We start from the raw sequence: 22,061 nt of genomic DNA on the forward strand, positions 1-22,061 counted from the left end.
CGGTCGGAGGTCATGTGCGATTGAACATAGCAGCTTCATGCGAGTTGCGAACAGATCGGCGGAGCCGCAGACCGTCCCACCTGCGGTGATCAAAAGATGCTGAAGGGTGCACCCCTTGACTCTCCCTGACGGTACACCTACTCTCCTCGCATCCAATGTTCATTCGAACATCGCTGTTCGGAGGTTGAAGTGGCGATACGCATCAAGGCGGGCATGGAGAAGGTGCCCGGCGGGTTGATGTTGATTCCCCTGCTCGTCGGGGCGGTGATCCACACGGCGGCACCGGACGCGGGGAAGTTCTTCGGGTCGTTCACCGGGGCGATGTTCACCGGCTTGGCGCCGATCCTCGGCGTGTTCTACGTGTGCCTGGGTGCGACATTGGACCTGAAGGCCACGCCCTACATCGCCAAGAAGGGCGGCGCACTGCTCGGCAGCAAGATCCTGTTCGCGGCGGTCGTGGGCATCGTCGCGGGCCGCTTGCTGGGTGAGGCCCCGATCTCCGGCGGGCTGCTCGCGGGCTTGTCGGTGCTGGCGGTGGTGGCAGCGCTGAACGACACCAACGGCGGGCTGTACATGTCGCTGATGGGGCAGTTCGGCCGCAACCGCGACGTCGGTGCCTACAGCGTGATGAGCCTGGAGTCCGGCCCGTTCCTCACGATGGTCACCCTCGGCATCGCCGGGCTGTCGGCGTTCCCGTGGCAGGCGCTGGTCGGGGCGATTCTGCCGCTGGCGCTGGGGATGGCGCTGGGCAACCTCGACCCGGCGATGCGCCGGTTCCTGGCGCCCGCGGTGCCGGCGCTGGTGCCGTTCCTCGGCCTCACCCTCGGGTTGACCATCAACCTGACCGCGGTGTGGCAGGCGGGTCTGCTCGGCATCGGGCTCGGACTGTTCGTCGTGCTCATCGGTGGCGCGGTGTTGCTGCTGGCCGACAAGCTGACCGGCGGTGACGGCATCGCCGGACTCGCCGCGGCCACCACGGCCGGCAACGCCGCGGTCGTTCCGACGATCGTCGCGCAGGCCAACCCGGCCTACGCCCCGGCCGCGCAGAGCGCCACCGTGCTCGTCGCCGCGTCGGTCGTCGTCACCGCAATCCTCTGCCCGATCATCACGGTGCTGTGGGCCCGGGTGGTCCTCAAGCAGCCCGCTGGTGGAACGCGCGAAGCCGAAGCCGCCCTCGCAGCCGATCTGCACCCGCACCTGGACCACGTGCCCGCCGACACCGGCGAGTCCGCACCCGGGGCTGCGCACGTCTCGGTGGTCGGCGACACCGTCGCGGACCGACCGCACGACGACCGGACCAGGACGACCGACCGCAGCGACGGCGCCGCGTCGACCAGTGATCCCACGAGCCGACAGCCGGAGCGCACCGTCCGCTGCGACCGGCAGGAGCGAGAAGCAGATGCGTGACCCGCGAGTGGTGCGCTGCGCCTACTACCTCGAGTCGGAGATCGAGCCGGCCCGTGCCGCGGCGATCCTGGCCGGCGAGCAGTCCAGCGGGACGTTCGTGTCGGTGCCCGGCGAGTCGGCGGAGCTGCACGAACGGCACGGCGCACAGATCGTGGACGTGCAGCACCTGGGCCGCCGTAGCCCGTCGCTACCGTCGCGGACCCAGCCGGAGAAGGTCCATGCGGCCCGCGTGGTGGTCGAGTGGCCGATGGAGAACGTCGGCACCGACCTGGCGACCCTGCACACGACCATCGCCGGGAACCTGTTCGAACTGCAGGAGCTGTTCGCCTGCCGGGTGCTGGACCTGCAGCTGCCGGCGGAGTTCATCGCCGCGCAGCCGGGCCCGGCCTTCGGCATCCCTGGGACGCGGCGGCTGCTGGGCGACGTCGCGGGCGCGATGATCGGCACGATCGTCAAACCGAACGTGGGGCTGTCGGAGGAGCAGTTCCGGTCCGTGGTCCGCGAGCTCGCCCATGCCTCGATCGACCTGATCAAGGACGACGAGCTGATGACCGACCCCAGCTACCTTCCGCTCGAGCGCCGGGTCGCCGTGGCCACCGAGGAGATCCGGGCGGCCGAGCAGATCACCGGGCACCCGACGATGTACGCGTTCAACATCACCGGAGACCTCGCGGGCCTGCGCCGACGGCACGACCTGGTCGTCGAGGCCGGCGGGCGGTGCGTGATGCTCAACGTCCCGGTGATGGGCCTGCCGGCACTGGCGTGGCTGCGCGAGTTCGCCGAGGTCCCGATCCACGGCCACCGGGCCGGCTTGGCCGGCTCGATGCGCTCGCCCGCGCTCGGGATGTCCTATCGGGTCTGGCAGCAGCTCGCCCGCCTCGCCGGCGCCGACCACGTCCACGCCAGCGGGCTGGGCAGCAAGTTCTACGAGACCGACGACGAGGTCGCGGCGAACGTCGCGAGCCTGCTCGCACCGCTCGGCGCCACCCGCGGCCCGGTACCCACCCTCTCGTCCGGGCAGAACGTCACCACAGCCGCACCCACCTACGCTGCGGTTCGCTCCACCGACCTGCTCATGCTCGCCGGTGGCGGCGTCGCCGCACACCCGGACGGACCCGCCGCCGGAGTACGCAGCCTGCGCGACGCCTGGGCCGCCGCCATCGACGGAGTTCCGCTGCAGCGGGCCGCGGAGCTCGCGGCGGACACTGGTGATCCGGCGCTGCTGCACGCGGTGCAGAAGTTCGCAGGTCGCACGCCGCCGGAGGAGGAGGACTGACATGCCCGCCGTCAGCTTCGTCGCCGATGACCTCACCGGTGCCGCCGACGTCCTCGCCCAAGCCCACCGATACGACCTCGAGGCCGTCCTTGTCGTCGGAGGCGGCGATAACCCGCTGCCGACGGACGCGGACGTCGTCGGCATCGCCGGTCCCGCGCGCTCACTCGGCGGGGAGGCCTTTGACGAACTGGTCCGGTCACAGCTCGCTCAGATCGCGCGGACCTGCGCGCAGGTGTTGCTCTACAAGGTCTGCTCGACCTTCGACAGCCTGCCCACCCTGGGCAGCATCGGTCGAGGCATCGAGTTGCTGCGCGAGCAGTTCGCCGGGCTGGGCCCGGTCGCCGTCGCCCCCGCCCAACCGCAGTTCGGGCGCTACACCGCCTTCAGCAACCACTTCGGGGTGTTCGCCGGGCAGGTGCACCGCCTCGACCGGCACCCGGTGATGTCCCGGCATCCCTCGACTCCCATGCACGAGGCCGACCTGCGCCAGGTGCTCTCCGAGCAGTTCACCGACCGTCAGGTCCCGGCTGCTGTGCACCTGCCGGCCTACGCCGACGGCTCGTTCACCGAGCGCTGGGCGGCCTGCCAGGCGGAGTCCGTGCCGGCGTTCGTGGTCGATGCCGTGACCGACGATCATCTCGACGAGGTTGCGCGCGCCCTGCGCGGCGCGGGCCAGACCTCCGCGCCCCATCCGAGCGTCGTGGTGGGTTCCGGTGGGATCATGGCCGCGTTGGCCCGCACCGCCACCGGCCGCGAGGCGCGCCGACCCGGTCGCCAGCACGCCTCCGGGCCGGTGCTGGTGGTGAGTGCCTCGGCCTCGAGCACGACCGCCGCGCAGATCGGCGACGCTGTGACGCACGGCTGGGCCGACGTAGCGGTGCCGGTCGATCTGCTCAAGAGCGACGACCCGGACCTGGCCGCCACGCTCGAGAAGCACACCGGCGCGGCACTGTCCGCAGGCCGCGACGTCGTCGTCCACACGACACGGGGTAGTGAGGACCCGCGATATGCGGCGGCGGGTCCGGTCGACCCACGCCATGTCGGCGGACTGCTCGGCACCCTCGCCGGGCGCATGGCCGCCGCCGGGCTCACCCGTGACGTCGCCGTGCTGGGCGGTGACACCTCCAGCCACGCCCTGATGGCCATGGGCGTACGCGAATTGCGCGTGTCCGACCAGTTCGTCACTGCCGGACCGATATGCCGCACCGACGACCGCGCCACCGTGGCCGGATGCCGGCTGCTGCTCAAGGGCGGCCAGGTCGGTCCGCCCGACATCCTGCGCCGGTTCGCCGGCCAGGCAGCCCACCACTAGACCACCCCTGCTGAGAACAACAACCTTCAAAGACGAACGGGGACGACCATGAAGGCTGTCGTCAAGACTTCCGCCGAGCGCGGTGTCGAGTACGTGACCGACCACCCGGACCCCAAGCCCGCCGACGGCCAGGTGGTCATCGAGGTGGGCGCGGCGTCGCTCTGCGGCACCGACCGCGAGGTCTACGAGTGGACGCCCTCGGCGCAGACGTTCAACCTCGACCTGCCCGTCGCCGTCGGGCACGAGGGCGCAGGCACCGTCGTGGAGGTCGGGCCCGGCGTGACCGGACTCCGGGTCGGCGACCGCGTCGCCCTGGAGAGCCACCTGATCTGCGGGCAGTGCTTCCCTTGCCGGACCGGCGACGCGCACACCTGCGAACGCACCCGCATCATCGGCATGCACATCGACGGGGTGTTCGCTGAGTACATGGCTGCGCCGCAGGACATCTGCGTCAAGCTGCCCGACCACGCCTCCCTCGAGGTCGGCGCCCTCCTCGAAGCCGCAGGCGTCGCCGTCCACGCGATCCAGCGGTCCGGCTACGCCGTGGCCGGGCGGGCTGTGCTGGTCAGCGGCGGCGGGCCGGTCGGTCTCGTCGTCGCCCACCTCGCCCGACTGATGGGCGCCGCCCACGTGATCGTCGTCGAGCCCAACCCCTACCGCCGCGCGCAGGCCGAGAAGATCGGCGCACTGGCGATGCCCCCCGGCGACGAGGTCGCCGAGCGGTGCCGTGAGCTGACCGGCCGGCGCGGCGGCTTCGACGTCGCCTTCGAATGCTCGGGTGCCCAAAGTGCACTGCCGTCGGTGTTCGAGGCCCTGCGCCGCGAGTCGACACTCGTGACCGTCGGGCACCCGAGCCGACCCGCAGAGATCAACATCGCGGCCTACATCAACAAGAAGGGCATCACCCTGCGCGGGATCTTCGGCCGGCGCCTCTGGGAGACCTGGGAGCAGACCATGCTGCTGCTGGACTCCGGCCGGCTCGACCTCGAGTGGCTGATCACCCACCGCATGCCGCTCAGCCAGGTCGACGAAGCAGTCGACCTCCTCACCGGGGAGGCCTGCAAAGTGCTGCTGCTGCCCGGCCTGCACTGACCCACGACAGACGTCGGAGCCGCCCTCAGGGACGGCCCCACGTTGATTCCTGAAGAATTCACTCGACGTGGGGTATGACGCGAGTCGACGCACAAAGATCGTCTGAACCTCGGGCCGGCCACGGCGACCCGGACCGGATCCGGGAGCTGATCCAGGCCAGGACGGACGTGGCCCGGCTGAACTACAGCCACGGCGACCGGGACGACCACAAGGGTCTACGACATGATCCGTGACGCCGCCGATGCGAACGCGAACACCCGGGGCGGCCTCAACACCACCTCCGGCCGAGCTAGGTCAGCTCCGCTCACGGGGGCGGCCACGTGGTAGCCCTCCGGGAGGTCGTCGGGATGGCACGGGCCGCCATCCTGTTGATCTGCCCCGGCGAGGGCTGTCGGGTTCCGCCTTCCGAGGCTGAGGTGCTCGGCTCCCCACGACAGCCGCCTTTCTCCAGGATCGCTGCCAGTTTCGAGCGCGACAACGAGCTGAGCGATGCCGAGTGGCACGGCGCCGATGACCTGCCCGAGGCGCGGTTGGAAGCCCGTCGGCGGCGAGACCGTCCAAGAGCGGCGCGGGCACCGGTGTAGGCGCCGAGGCGGATCTCCACCTGGCACGGATCCCCTCGACGGCTGGGACAGCGTCGTGGCTGAACTGGATGGTCTTCGGCGGCGAGTTCACCAGCGTCCCCGCCCTTGCAGTGACGACGTGGTCCGCTGGTCATCGCGAGCGAACGAAGTGGGCGCGGGAGACGCTGGCCGAAGCGTTCTTCGATGCCGCCGCGCGGGGCGCGTCCGCAGCAAGGCCCTGCGCCGCCTCGGCCTTACGATGGTGGGCCAGCGGGTGAGATTGAGGGTCACCCGGCGCTTTCGCCATCTCGGTCGGTTCGACGTTCGCGTCGTTCAGCTCGACGAAATTGACTTCGCGCTCGTGCTGCGCCGCCTCGACCGCCGCGAGCGCCTTTGTCAGGCGCGCCTGTCGGGCGATCAGCTCGTCGCGCTGATCGTCGGTGAGGAGCAGACCAGGGGTTCGGCTTAGGTCGTCTTCGTTCTCGGCCATGGCGGGATCGCAGAGCGAAGTCGTCATGCTGCAGTCCTGCGCGTACGGCGCTCCGACGGCCGTTCAGCTGGGGCAGGGACCGGTCTCCACCGGCAGCGGCGCGGCGCATCTCTAGGCCAGAAAATCTCACCTCTGCGCACTAGACATTCGCGCTCGGCTGTGTGTACTCTCCTGCATGTCAGAGAGCGAAGAGACGATCAGCGCGGGAGATGACGTAACTACCCGCGGAGCAACACCAGTAAGTCTCAACACTGAGGAGAAGGGAAAACGGCACCACTGTCAGACCTGCTGTCGGCCCGCGGGCCGGGTGGGTACCCGCCTCGTCGGAACGGAAGGTGATTCTCGGTTACCACGCGGATGCGTTGTCTCGCAGGAGTCGTTGTTCAGGGTCCTGCGAGTCGAGGAAGCCGACCTTCGAGTCGGTAGATGGTGTGAAGAGCTAACCCCTCGGGGCCCCGGTGCGACTGCACCGGGGCCCCTCGTCCGTGGAGGTGGAATGACCCGAGACCCAAAAGCTGCGGCTGACAAGTTCGACGACGAGCACTACCCCGCCTACACGATGGGCCGAGCGGCCGAGATGCTCGGCACCACCGCGGGGTTCCTGCGCAGCCTGGATGAGGCGAAACTGCTCGTCCCGCAGCGCTCGCCCGGGGGGCATCGTCGCTACTCCCGGTACCAGCTCCGCTTGGCCGCTCGGGTCCGGGCACTGGTCGACGAGGGCACGGCTGTGGAGGCTGCGTGCCGCATCGTCGTTCTGGAGGACCAGCTCGAGGACGCCCGGCGCATGAACGCCGAGCTGAACCAGCGCGTCCAGGCGAGCGGGCCCACCCCGACCACCGCTTCCGACTTGTCCTGATCTCAGTCCAGCAGGAGGCCAATGGGCCGACGAACCCGGCGGCGCCGAACCCCCGGCGGCCTTGCTGTTCTTAAGGGCCTTCTGCTTCAGCTCGGCCTGGGCAAGCGCGAGCTTCTGGCGCCTCAGGGTGGACAGGTCCCGCGAAACCCGCCCCATGAGATCGCCGACCGTGACGTCGGCGACATCGGGCGGGACGTCGCCCCGGCCGCCCACAGGGGTCGCTGCAGAGGGGGCGGCGGCCCGATCTGCAGTGGCGGGACGGGCGGTCTGGTCGAACCGCCCGAGGTCAGGGGCCGAGTGCCGGCCGGGCACGGGCCCCGTGGGCGGGGTGCCGGGCGCGTTCACCGGCGCCGCCGCGCTTCCATGACAGTCGGTGGGGTTACCGGTCGGCGAATACCCGGCGGCACGCGGATTCCGCCGCTCCTCCGGGTGTTCGCGGCCTCGGCCGCGGCGGCAGTGGGGTCCTTAATGGGCTTAGGTCAGCGGCTTCCGCTCGAACACGTCCTCGCGCGTGGTGACGAAGCTGCGGCGTTCGGCGTGCTCGGGTATCAGCTCAAGGGGCTGCGCGCCCGCCTTGCGGGCCGGCCGCGCCACTGGCTCGTGTCCGCGGCACTCGCGTTGATCCTGTTCAGCCTGCCGTCTTCAGGTCGGGTGCTGTCCGGCGGTTCGTCTGATTCGCGGAGGGGCGCACCGTGGTTTGACGGCGCCCACGGTCGGGAATGCTCTGCGTCGATCGGGAGGTACTCAGATGTCGTCGGCGTCTGATGACTTGGGCTGCTCCTTTCGTCGGTCCGGGGATGCGGTGGTCCTCGCGCTGAGCGGGCCGGTCGACTACACGACTGTCTAGCAGGCGTGTGCCGCCCTCGAGCGGGCGTTCGAAGATCGCTCGTCCAGGACGGTGATTCTGGACCTGAGCGAGGTCGACTTCCTCGGCTCGGCGGGGATCGGCGCCCTTGTCGACGCGGCGAAGGCGCAGCGTGACAACGTCTTGTTGCGGGTCGTGGTCGACCAGAACCGGCCCGTCATCCGGCCGATGCAGCTGACCGGGCTCGACACGGTGTTGGCTCTCTACCGCTCCCGCGAAGACGCCCTGCGCGACGTCGACCGGTGGGCGGGAACTCCCTCCACTTCCTCCGGGATGCCCTCGTGAGGTGAATGCTCATACGTCCGGTGCATCGACGTCCGGTGCGTCGACGTCCGGAGCGCGGGTGGGAAGGGTGGGGAACATCCTGAGGTGCGCCGCTGTGGACCAGTCCACCAGCAGCAGTGTCGCGTCGTCCTGGAGCCGTCCGTCCTGGTGTTCCATCACCGCCATGCCCAGCCGGCGCAGGGTCTCGGGGGCGGACAGTCCGGCTGCCGCGGCGTGCTCGGCCAGCTCGATGAGGCGGTCCTCGCCGAAGAAGGCACCCTGCGCGTCGCGCGCCTCGGTGATCTCGTCCGAGTAGAACAGCAGGCGGTCACCCGGCTCGAGCTGCTCGCGCGACCCGTCCCCCACGGGGCGGCCGTCGCCCGGCCGTGCGGTTTCACCCCGAGGGGCGGCCGGGGAGGGCCGGCTAACTCTTTGACGATCTTGCCCTGGCGCAGCAGCAGCGGCGCCGGGTGGCCGGCCAGTAGGTAGTGGAGGTCGCCTGTGACCGTGTCGAAGCGGGCGAGGACGGCCGTGGCGAGCTGCAGTGGACCGGGCTGGGCGGCGATGACGTCGTCGGCCCGGGCCGCATCGCCGCGAGGTCGCGTTCGCCGGGCCGACGGGCGTTGCGGATGGCGGTGATCACCAACGCGGTGGTCAGGCCGGCCCGGATGTCGTGCCCGACGGCGTCGAACACGGCGAGCTCGACGACCTCGCCCTCGACGTTGTAGTCGTACGCGTCGCCGGCGACCTTGGTCGTGCGGCTGCAGGAGCGCCGACACGACCACCCGTTCGGTGGCGAAGGTCCGCGGCGGGACCAGTTGCCAGAGCAGGTCCGACGGGAGGGAGAGCGGGCCGTCGCTTTGCCACCGCCTGAGCCGGTCGTTGTAGGCGAGCTTGGCCATGACGAGGTGGCCCATGAGTCCGGCCAGGGTCCACAGACGACGCCGGAGAGCGGGGCTGTCCACGGCCGTCCGGGCGTCGTCGAGGAAGCCGATGCGAAGGACGCCGACCCGGTCCGTTCCGTCGAGCAGCGGCACCCACAGCGCGGGGGCCCCTCGCTCGCCGCTGCCGGTCAGGATCTCCGCGAGCTGGTAGGCCCGGCCGGCCAGGTGCCGACGACCTCGATCTGCACACCGGGCTCCGGATGCACGGGGGTGAGCACCCGCTCGGCCAGGTCGACCAGCAGGATCTCCGCGTTCAGGCCGACCTCGCGCACTGCGGTGTCCACGATCGCCGACAGCTGCTCCCCGCGGGCGAGGTGCGAGCTGTCGATGACCTCGGCGAGGACGCGCTTCAGGCCGAGAACGCCTCACATGACAGCTCGCGGCCGCCTGGCCGCGCGAAGATCGAAAAATTACTGAGACACTGGGTCCACCATCCATCCGCCTGCAAACAAACCCCGGACTCGCCTGGCCGGACGGGCCGCGGCCCGCCCGAACAGGCGGCCCGAGTGACCGCCATCGCCTAGTCGCGACGGTCCTGACGGCGGTTGACCCGGCGAGCGGTGCGACGGGCCGTGCGGCGGGCAACCCTGCGCGATCCGAACATCTCTACCTCCGTGTGTGATGAGCGTGCCATTTACGAGGCGCCGGTCGACGCCTTCTCGAGTTCGTGCATCTCCCTGGCCTCCGCCTCCGAGACCACTCCGATCTTGATCAGGTCCAGGGGGCTGATGAACCCGTCCGCGACGCGGAACCCGCCTGCCTTCGCGATGGCATCGCGAAGCGGCACCGCCCAGTGGTGTTCGATCAGAAGCAGCGCGGCCGCCGAGTTGTTGGGGATGTCCGCCAGCACGTCCCAGGCGTCCTCGTCGGAGAACATGTGGATGCCGTCGGCCATGGCTTCGGCGCCGGCTATGGCGCCCTCGTCGAACCCCTCCTCGCCCTCGATGCCCAGCCCGATCAACGCGCCGACCTTGCTGCCGAGCTCGATGGCCTCCTGCTCGGTCAGGTTGCTGAGGTGTTCGACCTCGATCTCTCCCTGGGCGTCCTTGTACACCGCTAGCGAGTCGATGACCCGCACGGTGTCGCTTTCCCGCAGTCGCTCCAGCTCGCCGATGATCTCGCCGTGGAAGTCGGGGTTCTGGAAACCCAGCACGATCAACTGGACCGGTCCGATCGCCATCTCTGTCTCCCTCTCGGATGTCGGTGCCCGCGGGCCGCGGCGGCCCGGGGGACTGAGCTGAGCGCTCACCGTCGTCGCCGGTCTCCCGCACCGCCTCCTCCGCTCGGGGTGACACGGGACACCGGCTGGGGTCAACTCGTCGGGGTGTGGCGCGTCTTACGCTTCGAGTCGGCTCGGGGCCGCGAACTGCCGCCGGGAGTGGTTCACCGACGACTTCGCCTGCCTGCGCGCGGTGCGACCGGCGCTTGCGAGCCGACAGGTAGGGGCCGACGACTTCCTGACAGCGGTGGGCTCGTGGCCTGGCTGGCGACTCAGCCCGTGTTGACCTGCACTCGTGCCGCGTCGAGCGACGATCAGCCGGCGTCGACGCTGCCCCGGGTCGGCCGGCACCGAGCTACCGATCCGGTCGGGCAGCGCCCGCGAGGTCGGTGCGGCTCGCCGCCGCGCCCGGAGCGTGTCCGGCCGGCGGCACCTACGGCCCTCGCGCCGCAGGAGGGCGCGGCGCAGCACTCATCGGTTGCCCGGCGCAGGTCGGTCAGAGGAGGCCGGAACAGGGGCGGGTCCGACGAGCAAGAGACCCTCAGCTGCGTGCCTCCTGCGGTCGGTAGACCGAAAGGGCCCAGATGACGGCAACGTCGAGTGCGATGAGCAGTATCGACCACCACGGGGAGTAGGGCAGGAACAGGAAGTTCGCAATCAAGTTCACGCTCGCTGTCAGAATGCCGATGGCACGGGCCCAGAGCTGCCCGGCGAACTCCGAAGCCCGCGGCGGCGACGACCACACCGAGGATCAGGTGGATCCAGCCCCAGGTGGTCAGGTCGAGGGAGTAGAGGTACCCCTGCACAGGCACGTAGAGCCCGTCGTCAAGGAGCGCGGAAATCCCGGCCAGCGCGGACAGGACCCCGAGGACGACCATGATGGTCCCGGCGAACATGGCGAGCCCGGTCGCCCCGGGTCGGTGAACCGGTGTCGTGGCGAGCCGCTCGCGGGGCGGTGGGGCGCCGGGCGTGGCCGGGTCGATAGTGCTCATGCTCTTGTTCCTCCTCTTGCAGTTTTGTGCATCATCGCGAGGACCCGCCCATCCCCTCGTACGTCTCGGTGTCCTCGCTGGCGCTGTCAGTGCTCGTCACTGGGCTCGACGCGGAAGAGATGCCAGGCCCACGGCCCCAGGCCGACGTAGAGCCCGTCGGTGAGGTCGTCATTCGAGCGCTCGAATCTGCAGGCGCTGGCCCGGTTCCAGCAGCTCGACTCCGGCGGCCGTTACGGCGGTGTGTGCGGGCATCGCCGCCCTCGCTTCACCGGCCCCGCGGGGGAGCGGCACGTGAGCGGTGCACTGCGGCAGGGTCGGAGGCCGGTCGGTCGGGCTCTGTGCCTCCCTCTGACCGAGCCGTAGTGCGGCAACCGGCTGCTACCGCTGGTTGCCGGCGACTCTCCCACGCCGGCAACAAGATCCCGGACCCGGTGAACTGCGCCCGGCGGGTCGCGAATGCCGTCGCCGAGTCGCACCATGTTCCGATGCTGTTCATCGGGCCCGGGGCGGACGAGGCGACCGACCAGCACGAAGGTTTCGTCGCCGGCCGCTACCGCAACGGCGCGCTGTCCGACATCTGGACCGACGTGACCCGCTGCGCGGAGGGAACGTTCACCGCGTTCGTCGGGGCATGTGAGTGCGGGTGGCGTGGCCCGCTCCACGCACCCGACGGTCTCGGGGCGGAGGACTGCCGCAGGGAATGGCTCACCCACCACTTCGCGCACCTATGCGAACTGCGACCGGCTCTGGCGGGCCGGAGCCTCGGCGCCGACGACTTCTTGACGCCGGGACAGGTCCCTGCCCTGCGCGGTGAGCGACCCGACCGAAACGCCACGGCGGGCGCCGAGCACCCGAACCTTACGAGCAGGCCACGGTATCCGGGTTGCCGTGCGTCCGATCTCGCCGCCCTGTGGCCGCAGGTGGCCCCGCCACCACCGCCCGCCGCGACGGAGACTCCTCGGTCCTGTGCGTGCGCAAGTACTGGATCGGCAACGCAAATGAGGCCGCGGACCAGCACTCCGCCCTCGCCAAAGCCGTCACCAGCGTTTTGGATTCGCGAGACCGTCGGCTTCGCCTGCGAGCTCATGTGCGGCAACGGGATCCGCCTTGACCACCACGTCGGTTGCTTCGTCGCCGACTCCGAGGCCATCTCTACTCCTACGAAGGCACTGCGAAATGAACACCCCCATCGTCGGACGAGCCCTCACCGGCATCAGCGGATTCATCTGACACGTCACCATCGGCGCAACGCCACTGGATGTGGGCGTTTCGTAGTTGCGGTGCGGCTCCGCCGGCTCGTCCTCGGCCACACGCAGAGCACTTTCCCGCTGCCGCGTCGCGTCGGCGGCCCCGGCGGCCCCGGCGGCTGAGCAGCGTGTCCCGCCGATGCCCCGTGCCACCGGTGCCATTGTCCGGTTCGGGTCGGCGGCTCGGCGACGAGGGACGGAAGGCCCTCGTGAACGCCGTCCTATGCGCCTCGCATCAGGAGGCCGAGACCGGTTGCTTGCCATCGGAACCCTTGAGCGAGGCTGGTCAGGAGAAGAGCATGACCTTGCCGGGTAACTCTTGGCATTGCAGACGCGGCCGAGGCGGAACGTGACGCTCGACGCACGCGCATACGCCGACGATCTCGCGGAGGCGGCAGGCAGCTGATGATCGCAGCTGCTGCTCGGCGTGAAGAAGAGGTCGGTCAGGCCAGACCTCGCGCATGGGCACGGGAAGGCGGCTGATTGGTCGGCCCACTGATGGTTAAGTGGAGGGATCAGTTGTGGCAAGCGCCAAACGGGGCGCCTCTCTGAAGCATCCAGCGGTGCTCGAGCAGATCGAGGCACGGCAGAATCACTTCGAGGTGCGGCTGGCCGACAGCATCACCGCCTTCGCCGGCTCCATGAAATTCGTCTACATCCACGCCATCGACTTCGCTGTGTGGATGATCTTCCTGGAACGGGACCCGTGGCCGAAGCTGACTCTGGTTGTCTCGTTGGAAGCTATCTTCCTGTCCACTTTCGTGATGATCGGACAGAATCGCGCCGCGGCGTTTCAGCAGGCCAAGGCCAACCACGACTTCGTCGAGCAGGAGCAGGAGCTCAGTACCAACACCCAGTTGACCCGCGAGACCCAGAAGTTGATCAGAGAGATCCATGGCCGAGTAGTCGGTGATCCCGCGATCAAGCCCACCGCGGACGATCGACGGTGAGCAGGCATCGCGCCGGCGAAGCAACATCCACAACCCACCGGCGCGGAGGACTTCGGTCAGTTCGCGCTGTCGCTGGTGCAGGGGAGGGTCGCTGCGCCGACGTCCGGCCGCGCGACACCGGGGCACCTGCAGGCGTGGTGGGAGCCCAGTTTGAGCTGCCTGCACTCGCCGGGGTGGTGGCGGCGGCACTGGGAACGAAGCGGTGTCGCCATCGTCGAGCTCGCCGACGCGATGCCCGACGGATGGCGATGCTGGCTGGACTGGCAGCACGCCGTCGCGGCGGACAACACCGTGGAGATCGAGGCGCTCACCGCCGACCGCGGGTGGCATCTCGGCTATGTCCGAGCGGTCGCGCGTCGGAACGACCGGAGCCTCGACGAGCCCATCGTGTCGGTCCCTGTCACCTACCAGGAACGACCGGTGCGCCGGACATGATCCGCCCACCACATCAAGAGCGTGTCTTGCCAGTTCGGGTTAGCTCGCTTGCGAGGCGGTGGGGTAACGACAAGCTTCACCAAGTCGAGCCGGTGACCACTCCTTCCCGAAATCAGGAACGACGAGGGGATCAACATGGAACGAGTGCGCAGAGCCTTTGCCGTCGCGGCAGCTGCAGCGGGACTCGTACTCCTACCTACAGGCGTCGCACATGCAGCGTCTCCAGGCTCACCGCCGCCCGGGACGCCAGCGGGCACCGGTGGCGGCTGCCAGCAGAACGGTCAAGCCGTCTCAGGCGCGACGCGGACATTGGCGCCGTTCGGCACATTCGTCCGCACTCAGGCACCGATCGCGGACGACAATGCAGCCTTCTTCACTGATTTCTGCAAGTAGCAAGTTCTGCCGTTCCCAGACCCGGCGTGGGAAGGGCGCGAGAACACCTTCTGTCGCCAGCGACGGTCAGGCTCCTAGCGTGCCTGAATCAGCGTCGTTGTCTCGTCGTAACTGATCGGAAGCATGATCAGCGAGAGAGAGACGGTTTTTAACCGTCGGGCGGTCGGCCCGCCGTACTATCCGGCAGCGGGACGACCGAGACGGCGGGCTCACGTCCTCGCGTGGTCATCGGCCGGACGGGCGAGGTTCTCGAGTTCGGTGACGGCGGCCGTGCTGTGCGCGTCCCTGGTGATGCGCTCGGCCAAGTGACGGGACCGCTGGGTGAACGACGGATCGTCGAGCAGGCGGCGGACTGCGGCGGCGATCGCGGTGGGCTTGGCGGAGGGCTTGAGCCGAACACCGATTCCGGCGGCGACGACGCGGGCGCCGTTGTTGGGCTGATCGCGGCCGAGCGGAATGACCAGCTGGGGCACCCCGGCGGCGGCGGCCTTGATGACGGTGCCGTGCCCGCCGTGGCTGACCACGGCCGCGCAGTGCGGCAGGAGCTCGCGGTGCGGGGCGGCGGTGACGACGCGGACGCGGCCGGTCCCCGGGACCTCGGCGGGGTCGATCTCGGGGCCGGTCGTGACCAGCCCGCGCACCGGCAAGGTGTCGAGTGCCGCCACGACCCGACGCAGCAGGTCACCCTGGTTCATGAACGTCGATGACATCCCGACCAGGACGAGTGGCTCATCCCCGGGCGGGAGTTCGACGGGCTCGACCCATACCGGGTCGTCGAGCTGCGGGCCCACGTAGCGCACATTGGCCGGCAGCTCGGTCGGGAAGTCGAACACCGCCGAGCTCAACACCAGGATCCGGGCCACCCGGGTGTGCTGGTCGAACACGTGCCGCAGAGGCGGGAGCCCGAGATCGGTCCGGGTGGCGTTGAGTGGAGCGAGCCCGCGGTCCCACAACTTCGTGGCCAGCGTGTTCACCGCCGCGTCGCGGAGGCGACCGAGCGGTGTCCTGGCCGGGAGCCACGGTGTGCCGAAGGGGGGTACGCCGGGTGCGGCCATGGCGTAGCAGTTGGGCATGGTCACCGCGCACGGGACGCGCCGGGCCTCGGCGGCAGCCATGCCGCCGAGCATCAGCATGCTGGAGACCAGGACGTCGGAGCCGCACTCGTCGAGCGCCGCCCCGACCTCCCGGGCGTAGGCCGCCGAGGGGCCGGCGAGGATCCGGTCGACCAGCCTCCCGATGAGCTGGGGCGGGCTGGACAGGTCGGCGTCGGTGAACGGGTCGGGATCCTGTGGCGAACGCCGATGGGGAACCTCGCGCCAGGCCCGGAACGATGCTCCGGCCGCCTCCACCGCTGGTCGCAGGGGAGGCCCGGCGAGCACGACGACCCGATGGCCGCGTTCGGTGAGCTTGCGGACCAGGGCGAGCTCCGGTGGCGCGCTGCCGCCGGCGTCCCAGATCGTCGCGAGGTAGTCCATCTCGCACCTTCTCTCACCCGGGCGGGGCGAGCGCCCCGCGTACCAGCCGTTCCATGACGCGGGCGGTCTCGGCCAGGGAGGCGCCGAGGTCGCGGCGGAGGAGTTTCCACAGGTAGACGTCGGTGGCGGCGTAGAGCGCGAGGAGCGTCGTCCGGCGGGCACGGGGATCGGCCGGCAGGCACGTGCCGAAGGTTTCCTCCAGCCAGGCCTGGTGGTGTTCGCGGCCCATCCGCGAGATCTCGGCCAGTGCCGGGATTCGGTTCTCGAGGGCCAAGGTCCGGATGTTGAGGTCGCCCATCATCTCGTACTGGCGGAGCACCGCCCGGACCGCGGAGCGGGGGTCGCCGGCGCGGGCGGTGGCCCGATCGGAGTCGATCTCCCGCGCGAATTCGGTGGCGAACTCGACGGCCAGGCCTTCCTTGGAGCCGAACCGGTTGAGGAGGGTCTGTGTGCTGACACCGGCCTCGGCGGCGATCGCCGCGAGCGTCACCTCCTCATACGGGGCGGCCAGGAAACGGGCCCGCGCGGCGTCGAGGATCCGCCGGTGCGTCTGCTCCGCGGCCGCCGCCCGTGCCGTCATCCGGTACCCACGCGTCGTTTTCATTGGCACGAGAGTCAAGCGCCAACTTGGGTGCCAGTCAAGCGAAAGACGGCAGCACCGAGCGGCCGACCTGGGGAAACATCGCGGCGGTACGCAGAAGTACGTACACCACGGCTCAACTGCGCGCCCCGCCCGTCTCGGGGAACCTCGCTCCCCGGGGAGGGCTCCGGCCGCTGACAGTGCTCGATCTCAGACCGTACCCGGCATGCCCGGCGCAGGCTCCGGCATAGAGCAGCCAACCAGGAGCGAGCCCCTCTGCCGGGGGCTTTGTGAAGTGCCAGCCAAAGACCCCGGGCAGCGCTGGCGTGGGGGAGGGCCCCTCGGGTCGAGTCCGAAGACGTTCGGGCTTCAGCAGCGCCGCGATCAGTGCTGCGGGATCTTTGATCTTGTCGAGCATGTCGTCAGCGTGCCGAGTCCCGCAGCTCCAGTTGTCTCGACCTCGTCCCCGCTATTGACCCAAGCAGCGTCCGGTGTCCAACCGGAGAATCCATCGCGGGCAGTCACCGGCGGCTCGGTCGACCCCGCCCGGACCCTGGGCCCGGCCATCGTCGCCGGCGAGTTCAGCGCCCCGTGGGCCTACCTGCTCGGTCCGATCGTCGGCGGCGGGCTGGCCGCCCTGCTCTACCACCGCTTCCTGGCCAAGGGCGACAAACCCGCGTAACGCGGAGCGGCACCGCGGCTCGCACCCACGCACACCACGGCGCCGTCGAGAAGGGCGGCGCCGTGGTGTGCGGGTGGCGTCAGCGGTCGGGCGAGTTCCGGGCGCGGTCGGTCTGCACCCCGTCGGCCTCGATCTGCTCCTTGCGGACCTCGCCGCTGACCTGCTCCTGCTCGGTCACGGTCTCCTTGTCCAGGCGCACCCGCTCCACCGGGACGGCCTCGGTCTGGGTGACCGGCCGCTCGGCGTGCAGCGTGACCTCGTGCTCCTCCTCCGAGATCGCCGGGCCGTCGGTGGCCGCGTCGACGTTGGCCTCGGAGATCGGCTCCCGCGAACGCCGGCGACGAGGCTCGCGAAGACCAGGTGCGTCGCACCGACGGCCATCTCGCGCTCACTGACCACCAGCGCGACGACACCGGCCAGCAGCTGCCAGCGTCGCGAGGCACACGTCGGCCGTTGGCGGACTGATTCTGACGTCGGCTCCCGCACCCGCCGCCGAGTGGCAGGTGACCGGGCACGGACAGCAGCCCCTCGCAGGCCGGTACGGGCAGTCATATCGTCACGCAGGCCCGCCCGCGGATCCGCCGAGGCCGAGATCGCCCGGAAGGTCGCACACGCCGAGGCCGAGCGCCGCGCGACAGAAGCGATCACTGCCTTCGAACCTCTGGGGATCTGGTCGACGACGACGTCGTCGCCGTCGTCCGCGAAGCCCCCGCCAACGTTGCCAAGCACGCCGGGGCCGACCAGATCCAGGTCGACCTCGTTGTCACCGACCCGGGTCCGGAGTCTGCTCGAGGGCTCGTCGCCGTCGGCGACGATCATGAGGGAGCGACCCTCACGGTGATCGTCTCCGACAACGGCATCGGCATGGCACTGCCGATGCGTCACAGTGGTCTGGCCAACCTTTGACGCCGGGCCGAACGTCGCGCGCGAGCCCTTTGACGGGGTGTTCGCGCGGGTAGGGCGTCCACAGCCGGCTCCGGGGCGGGAACGTCGATGACCCCGAGGACCTCCCGCCCGCCGAACCCCGAGATCCGGGCAGCCTTCATGATTCCTCCAATGTGCCTGCCAGCGGTACGGTGTGCACGATAGCGAAACATGAGTGGCGTTCCTAGATGCGAGACGGTCGTGCCGGAGTGTTACGCTCCCAGCCCCGACCAGGCACGACGAAGGCGCGGATGTGACGGCGACGGAGAAGCCGGCCGGTAGTGTGCGGCCGTTGAGCAGCGCATTGAGCACTCTTCGGGTCCTGGAGGAGGTCGCCGCACGTCAGCCCATCGGTGTCTCCGAGCTCGCCCGGGTCACGGCGATGCCGAAGAGTTCGGTCCAGCGCTGTCTGGTGACCCTCCAGCAGGCCGGCTGGCTGCGGATCGTCGACCCCGAGCGCACCCGATGGGGCGTGACGATGAAGGCACTCACCATCGGCCTGCGCGGGACCGGCGAGCAGGACCTGCGCGACCTCGCGCGTCCGGTGGTCAAGCGCCTGGCGGCGGAGACGGACGAGACCGTGCACTTCTCGGTCCGGGATGGCGACGACATCGTCGTGATCGCGCGCGAGGACAGCACCCACGTGGTCCGGGTGTTCATCGAGGTCGGTAGCCGGGTGCCGTTGCGAGCCTCGTCCGCGGGCCTCGCGATCCTCGCCGGACTCGACGCGGCCGAGGTCGAGGAGGTGCTCAAGCATCCCGTCGAGGATTTCGCCGAGCCGGTCCCGACCGCGGAGGAGGCGCTCGGGGAGATCGCGCGGACCGCCGAGCGGGGTTACGCGCTGAACGGGTCCGCGTGGTTCCGGCCGCACGTGACCTCCCTCGGCGCCGCGGTCGCCAACGCCGCCGGGCGCCCGTTCGCGGGGCTGACCCTGGCGATCCCGGAGATGCGGTACTCGCCCGCGGACGAGGAGCGGTTGGCGCGGCTGACCGTCGCGGCCGCCGAGGAGATCAGCGGGCTGATCTCCTCGGCGTGAGTGCGGCTCAGAAGGCGCGGTGGTACTGGCGGGGCCAGGAGTCCGTCGCATCGGAGCTCCTGGCGCGCAACGCCCAGTAGGGGTCGCGCAGTAGCGCGCGGCCCACGAACACGGCGTCGACGAGCGCGGGGACGGCCTCGTCGAGGTGCGCGGCCTCGAAGACCATCCCCGAGGCGGCGGTGCGTATACCCACCGTGCGGAACAGCGGTCCGTAGCGGGCGTTGTGCAGCGGCTCGGTGAGGCGCACCGCCTCCGGGACGAGCGCACCGGAGGAGAGGTCGATCATGTCGACCCCGTGTGCGGCCAGTTGGGTGGCGACCACGGTCATGTCCTCGGTGGTGAGGCCGCCGTCGAGAAGGTCCTCGGCCGGGAGTCGCACGACGAGCGGCTTGGCCTCCGGCCATCCGGACCGCAGGGCGCGCACCATCTCCAGCGGGAACCGCAGGCGGTCCTGCAGGTCTCCGCCCCAGTCGTCGGTGCGGTGGTTCGCGAGCGGGGACAGGAACTCGTGGAACAGGTAGCCGTTGGCACCGTGCAGCTCCAGGAGCCGGTACCCGGCGCGGTCAGCGCCCCGGGCGGCGCGGGCGAGGTCCTCGAGCAGGCGTGTGCCGTCGGTGGTCGACATCGCGCGCGGGACGGCGAGCCCGGCGAAGGGCACGGCGGACGGCGCGAGCGGCTGCCACCCGCCCTGCTCCGGCGGTACGGCGCTCCGCGTGCCCGCGTTGTCCCACGGCACCCCGTGCGAGCTCTTTCGACCGGCGACGCCGAGTTGCAGCGCAGGCACCGACCCGACCGTCGAGATCACCTCGACGAGCCTCCGATGTCCCGCGACCTGCTGCTCGTCCCAGATGCCGAGGTCCCGGGCGGTGGTGCGCATGTCCCGCGCGACGGCCGTGCACTCGACCATCACCATGCCGACCCCGCCCGCCGCGCGCGCCCCGTAGTGCGCGAGGTGCCAGTCGGTCGGAACGCCGTCGGCGCCGGCGGAGTACTGGCACATCGGGGAGAGCCACACCCGGTTGGGCAGCGTCAGCTCACGCAGGCGCAGCGGTGTCCACACGGTCATGCAGTGGTCCTCGTCGCGAGCAGGAGGGCCGCGGTCTCCTCGGGTCGTTCGAGGAGGAAGTGGTGGCTGCCCAGCTCGTGGACGACGAAGTCGATCCGGTCCCCGTACCGTTCCGGCGCGGCAGGGTCCAGCAGTCCGCGCACCGCGAGCGTCGCCACCGGGTGGGGGACCGCAGCCAGGGCCTCGTCCATGTCCCAACGCAGCATCTCCGCGAGCGTCCCGATCCCGACGGCGGGGACGAGACGCGAGGCCTTGGCGAAGATCGCCTCGGCGAACCCGGGGTCCGTGTCCGGGACCGAACCCATGACGACGAGGCTGCGCACGCCCGAAGAGAAGTCGTCCTCGAACGTCTGCAGCAGGCCGCGCGCCGCGGCGTCCTCGATCGCGGGGTACAGGCCCAGGTAGTGGAACGAGTCCAGGCCGATGACCTCCGTGACCGTGTCGGGGAGCAGGCGGGCCAGCTCGAGCGCCACCGCGCCGCCGAGCGAGTGCCCGACAACCACGCACCGCTCGACCGACTCGGCGACGAGCACCGCCGCGACGTCCCGCGCGAACTCCGCCATCGTCCAGGCGGCGCGGGCGGAGGTGCTGTCTCCGTGCCCGGCGAGGTCCACCGAGACGACCCGGTCCCCCTCGGGCAGGAACGCGGCGACGGGGTCGAAGTCCGTCCGGCGGCACCCCCAGCCGTGCACGTACACCCAGGTCGGGCCGTGTGCGGGCCCGACGACCGAGTAGCTGATCACCGTCCTGTCGGAACGGGACACCGTGCGGACGGATTCGTCGACGCTGGTCATGACCACTCACCTCGTGTCGCAGTAGTGCACGGCGTATCGTATGACGGCACGTTAGGACGCGGGCTGTGGGTCGTCAACTGCCGATCGTGACATTCGGGTAACCACGTCGGCAGGTGCTCCGAAGTGGGCGACTCCGTCGGCGTCCACCTGGACCGTCGGATCGATCTCGCGCGAGGACTCCTCGACGAGGGCGCGGATCCGTGCGGCCGCATCCGGGTCGGCGACGCGCGGCTCGCCGGCCGCATCCAGCGTGATCGGGGCGATCCGCAGGCGCGGCGCACCCTCGGCGGGCAGGTCGACCTCGAAGACGGCGCTGTCGAACCACGGCGTCCCCTCGAACAGGCGCGACGCCCGGTAGGGCAGCCCGAAGAACGTGTCCGGCTGCTGGATCTCGCCCTGGTGGAACAGAAAGTTGCCCAGCGAGTAGAGGATCAGGCCCTCGTTCCACCGCTCGACGGGGTGCAGGCAGTGCGGATGGGTGCCCGCGACGACGTCCGCGCCGGCGTCGACGAGCCTGCGGCCGAGGTTCTGCTGGTACTGCGCGAGCGGACCCTGGTTGGGCGGGAGGTACGCGAACGGCACGCCCCAGTGCAAGCACACCACGACCCGGTCCGCCTCGGTCCGGGCCGTACGCACCCGCTGCTCGACGCGGCGGACGTCGGCCTCCTGGGCGACGCTGCGAACGAAGGGCGGCGTGCCGGGTTGTTCCTGGGCGAGGGTCCCGTCGACCGCGAAGCTCTGGTCGATGCGCAACGGGGCGATCCCGGGTCGGGTCGCGGTGGCATTGGCGCCCGGCGGCAGCGTGGAGCAGAAGCTGAGTACGGCGACGCGCGTGCCGTCCACCTCGACGACGACACCGGCGTCCGCCTCGGTGAGCGTGCGGCCACCGCCTGCATGGCGGACGCCCGCGTCGTCCAGCGCGCGCATGGTGCTGAACAGGCCCTCCGGGCCGTGGTCGAGGGCGTGGTTCGTGGCGAGCGAGACGACGTCGATCCCCCACCCCCGGAACAGCGTCGCCGCCGACGTGGGCAGTCGGATCGTCATCTCCTTCTCGGCCGGTCGGGCCTCGTCCACCAGGGGGGCCTCGAGGTTCGCGATCACGAGATCGCCGGTCAGGACGGGTCGGTCCACTCGGGACGCGGGTTCGCGGGCAAGGGCGGTGTCGCCGACCAGGACGATCTTCATTCGACGTCTCCGTA

General features: G+C 70.3%; 20 protein-coding genes and 3 pseudogenes. 10 read left to right on the plus strand and 13 right to left on the minus strand.

The window, feature by feature from the left end; all coding sequences use genetic code 11:
• The first annotated feature begins 189 nt into the window (after window positions 1–189).
• The 4 genes from PKE99_RS23600 to PKE99_RS23615 are packed head-to-tail and all read left to right on the plus strand — an operon-like array spanning window position 190 to window position 5,087.
• A complete protein-coding gene (locus PKE99_RS23600) occupies window positions 190–1,407 on the plus strand; it encodes a 2-keto-3-deoxygluconate permease (RefSeq protein WP_197040759.1) in 1,218 nt (405 codons plus the stop codon).
• A complete protein-coding gene (locus tag PKE99_RS23605) occupies window positions 1,400–2,683 on the plus strand; it encodes a RuBisCO large subunit C-terminal-like domain-containing protein (protein ID WP_037049749.1) in 1,284 nt (427 codons plus the stop codon). Before PKE99_RS23600 ends, PKE99_RS23605 begins: the two co-directional genes overlap by 8 nt.
• Entirely contained in the window at window positions 2,616–3,995 is a 1,380-nt protein-coding gene (locus PKE99_RS23610; protein ID WP_271214914.1) for a four-carbon acid sugar kinase family protein, read from the plus strand. Before PKE99_RS23605 ends, PKE99_RS23610 begins: the two co-directional genes overlap by 68 nt.
• Window positions 3,996–4,043: 48 nt before the next feature.
• Entirely contained in the window at window positions 4,044–5,087 is a 1,044-nt protein-coding gene (locus PKE99_RS23615) for a zinc-dependent alcohol dehydrogenase (protein ID WP_037049747.1), read from the plus strand.
• A gap of 714 nt (window positions 5,088–5,801) precedes the next feature.
• On the opposite strand, the gene PKE99_RS23620 is transcribed toward PKE99_RS23615, so the two are convergent.
• Window positions 5,802–6,167: a hypothetical protein gene (locus PKE99_RS23620; RefSeq protein WP_037049746.1), complete on the minus strand. Its 366-nt coding sequence runs from the start codon at window positions 6,165–6,167 to the stop codon at window positions 5,802–5,804.
• A gap of 469 nt (window positions 6,168–6,636) precedes the next feature.
• On the opposite strand from PKE99_RS23620, the gene PKE99_RS23625 reads away from it, so the two are divergent.
• Together PKE99_RS23625 and PKE99_RS23630 are read left to right on the plus strand one after the other, a co-directional pair.
• Window positions 6,637–6,996 carry a MerR family transcriptional regulator gene (locus PKE99_RS23625; RefSeq protein ID WP_037049745.1) on the plus strand — a complete coding sequence of 120 codons (360 nt, stop codon included), beginning with the start codon at window positions 6,637–6,639 and terminating at the stop codon, window positions 6,994–6,996.
• Window positions 6,997–7,864: 868 nt separating this feature from the next.
• A pseudogene (locus PKE99_RS23630) lies at window positions 7,865–8,146 on the plus strand (STAS domain-containing protein); the annotation flags it as partial.
• A gap of 9 nt (window positions 8,147–8,155) precedes the next feature.
• Here PKE99_RS23630 and PKE99_RS23635 read toward each other — a convergent pair.
• From PKE99_RS23635 to PKE99_RS23650, 6 genes and pseudogenes are all read right to left on the minus strand, one after another.
• A complete protein-coding gene (locus PKE99_RS23635) occupies window positions 8,156–8,491 on the minus strand; it encodes a SpoIIE family protein phosphatase (RefSeq protein ID WP_051737893.1) in 336 nt (111 codons plus the stop codon).
• A gap of 77 nt (window positions 8,492–8,568) precedes the next feature.
• Window positions 8,569–9,042: pseudogene (locus PKE99_RS39050) on the minus strand (SpoIIE family protein phosphatase); the annotation flags it as partial.
• A 155-nt stretch (window positions 9,043–9,197) separates the two neighbouring features.
• The gene (locus tag PKE99_RS23640) at window positions 9,198–9,353 is read right to left on the minus strand and encodes a hypothetical protein (RefSeq protein WP_197040757.1); all 156 of its coding nucleotides are present in this window, start codon (window positions 9,351–9,353) and stop codon (window positions 9,198–9,200) included.
• 350 nt (window positions 9,354–9,703) lie between these two features.
• Window positions 9,704–10,249 carry a hypothetical protein gene (locus tag PKE99_RS23645; protein WP_037049744.1) on the minus strand — a complete coding sequence of 182 codons (546 nt, stop codon included), beginning with the start codon at window positions 10,247–10,249 and terminating at the stop codon, window positions 9,704–9,706.
• A 580-nt stretch (window positions 10,250–10,829) separates the two neighbouring features.
• Window positions 10,830–11,280, minus strand: a pseudogene (locus tag PKE99_RS39615) (DUF7144 family membrane protein).
• A gap of 1,037 nt (window positions 11,281–12,317) precedes the next feature.
• A complete protein-coding gene (locus PKE99_RS23650) occupies window positions 12,318–12,680 on the minus strand; it encodes a hypothetical protein (protein WP_156067832.1) in 363 nt (120 codons plus the stop codon).
• Between the two features lie 410 nt (window positions 12,681–13,090).
• On the opposite strand from PKE99_RS23650, the gene PKE99_RS23655 reads away from it, so the two are divergent.
• Complete coding sequence (locus PKE99_RS23655; protein WP_081924513.1) at window positions 13,091–13,477, plus strand: DUF1003 domain-containing protein; 387 nt, start codon at window positions 13,091–13,093, stop codon at window positions 13,475–13,477.
• 75 nt (window positions 13,478–13,552) lie between these two features.
• Window positions 13,553–13,912, plus strand: a complete 360-nt coding sequence (locus tag PKE99_RS23660; protein WP_156067829.1) for a hypothetical protein — start codon at window positions 13,553–13,555, stop codon at window positions 13,910–13,912.
• A gap of 602 nt (window positions 13,913–14,514) precedes the next feature.
• Here the strand turns inward: PKE99_RS23660 and PKE99_RS23665 are convergent.
• Window positions 14,515–15,780 carry a glycosyltransferase gene (locus PKE99_RS23665; RefSeq protein WP_037049742.1) on the minus strand — a complete coding sequence of 422 codons (1,266 nt, stop codon included), beginning with the start codon at window positions 15,778–15,780 and terminating at the stop codon, window positions 14,515–14,517.
• A 13-nt stretch (window positions 15,781–15,793) separates the two neighbouring features.
• Window positions 15,794–16,384 carry a TetR/AcrR family transcriptional regulator gene (locus PKE99_RS23670; protein ID WP_037049741.1) on the minus strand — a complete coding sequence of 197 codons (591 nt, stop codon included), beginning with the start codon at window positions 16,382–16,384 and terminating at the stop codon, window positions 15,794–15,796.
• Window positions 16,385–16,832: 448 nt separating this feature from the next.
• Between PKE99_RS23670 and PKE99_RS23675 the strand changes: the two genes are divergently transcribed.
• Window positions 16,833–17,042 carry an aquaporin gene (locus tag PKE99_RS23675; RefSeq protein WP_037049740.1) on the plus strand — a complete coding sequence of 70 codons (210 nt, stop codon included), beginning with the start codon at window positions 16,833–16,835 and terminating at the stop codon, window positions 17,040–17,042.
• 79 nt (window positions 17,043–17,121) lie between these two features.
• Here PKE99_RS23675 and PKE99_RS23680 read toward each other — a convergent pair whose 3' ends face one another.
• Entirely contained in the window at window positions 17,122–17,361 is a 240-nt protein-coding gene (locus PKE99_RS23680; RefSeq protein ID WP_197040765.1) for a DUF2382 domain-containing protein, read from the minus strand.
• A gap of 888 nt (window positions 17,362–18,249) precedes the next feature.
• Between PKE99_RS23680 and PKE99_RS23685 the strand changes: the two genes are divergently transcribed.
• Window positions 18,250–19,002, plus strand: coding sequence for an IclR family transcriptional regulator (locus PKE99_RS23685; protein WP_231498334.1), 753 nt, complete (start codon window positions 18,250–18,252; stop codon window positions 19,000–19,002).
• 7 nt (window positions 19,003–19,009) lie between these two features.
• Here PKE99_RS23685 and PKE99_RS23690 read toward each other — a convergent pair whose 3' ends face one another.
• The 3 genes from PKE99_RS23690 to PKE99_RS23700 are packed head-to-tail and all read right to left on the minus strand — an operon-like array spanning window position 19,010 to window position 22,047.
• Window positions 19,010–20,068, minus strand: a complete 1,059-nt coding sequence (locus PKE99_RS23690) for an oxidoreductase (protein WP_037049737.1) — start codon at window positions 20,066–20,068, stop codon at window positions 19,010–19,012.
• A complete protein-coding gene (locus tag PKE99_RS23695) occupies window positions 20,065–20,862 on the minus strand; it encodes an alpha/beta fold hydrolase (protein ID WP_037049735.1) in 798 nt (265 codons plus the stop codon). The genes PKE99_RS23690 and PKE99_RS23695 overlap by 4 nt, the downstream gene beginning before the upstream one ends.
• Window positions 20,863–20,913: 51 nt before the next feature.
• Complete coding sequence (locus PKE99_RS23700; protein ID WP_037049733.1) at window positions 20,914–22,047, minus strand: CapA family protein; 1,134 nt, start codon at window positions 22,045–22,047, stop codon at window positions 20,914–20,916.
• Window positions 22,048–22,061 lie beyond the last annotated feature (14 nt).

The sequence above is a fragment of the Pseudonocardia halophobica genome (genome assembly GCF_027922425.1).
GTDB classification, from domain to species: Bacteria; Actinomycetota; Actinomycetes; order Mycobacteriales; family Pseudonocardiaceae; genus Pseudonocardia; species Pseudonocardia halophobica.

Coding starts and splice junctions, on each gene's coding strand:
- PKE99_RS23605 (WP_037049749.1), top strand. CDS start 1,400: ATGCGTGACCCGCGAGTGGTGCGCTGCGCCTACTACCTCGAGTCGGAG.
- PKE99_RS23615 (WP_037049747.1), top strand. CDS start 4,044: ATGAAGGCTGTCGTCAAGACTTCCGCCGAGCGCGGTGTCGAGTACGTG.
- PKE99_RS23620 (WP_037049746.1), bottom strand. CDS start 6,167: ATGACGACTTCGCTCTGCGATCCCGCCATGGCCGAGAACGAAGACGAC.
- PKE99_RS23625 (WP_037049745.1), top strand. CDS start 6,637: ATGACCCGAGACCCAAAAGCTGCGGCTGACAAGTTCGACGACGAGCAC.
- PKE99_RS23645 (WP_037049744.1), bottom strand. CDS start 10,249: ATGGCGATCGGACCGGTCCAGTTGATCGTGCTGGGTTTCCAGAACCCC.
- PKE99_RS23665 (WP_037049742.1), bottom strand. CDS start 15,780: ATGGACTACCTCGCGACGATCTGGGACGCCGGCGGCAGCGCGCCACCG.
- PKE99_RS23670 (WP_037049741.1), bottom strand. CDS start 16,384: ATGAAAACGACGCGTGGGTACCGGATGACGGCACGGGCGGCGGCCGCG.
- PKE99_RS23690 (WP_037049737.1), bottom strand. CDS start 20,068: ATGACCGTGTGGACACCGCTGCGCCTGCGTGAGCTGACGCTGCCCAAC.
- PKE99_RS23695 (WP_037049735.1), bottom strand. CDS start 20,862: ATGACCAGCGTCGACGAATCCGTCCGCACGGTGTCCCGTTCCGACAGG.
- PKE99_RS23700 (WP_037049733.1), bottom strand. CDS start 22,047: ATGAAGATCGTCCTGGTCGGCGACACCGCCCTTGCCCGCGAACCCGCG.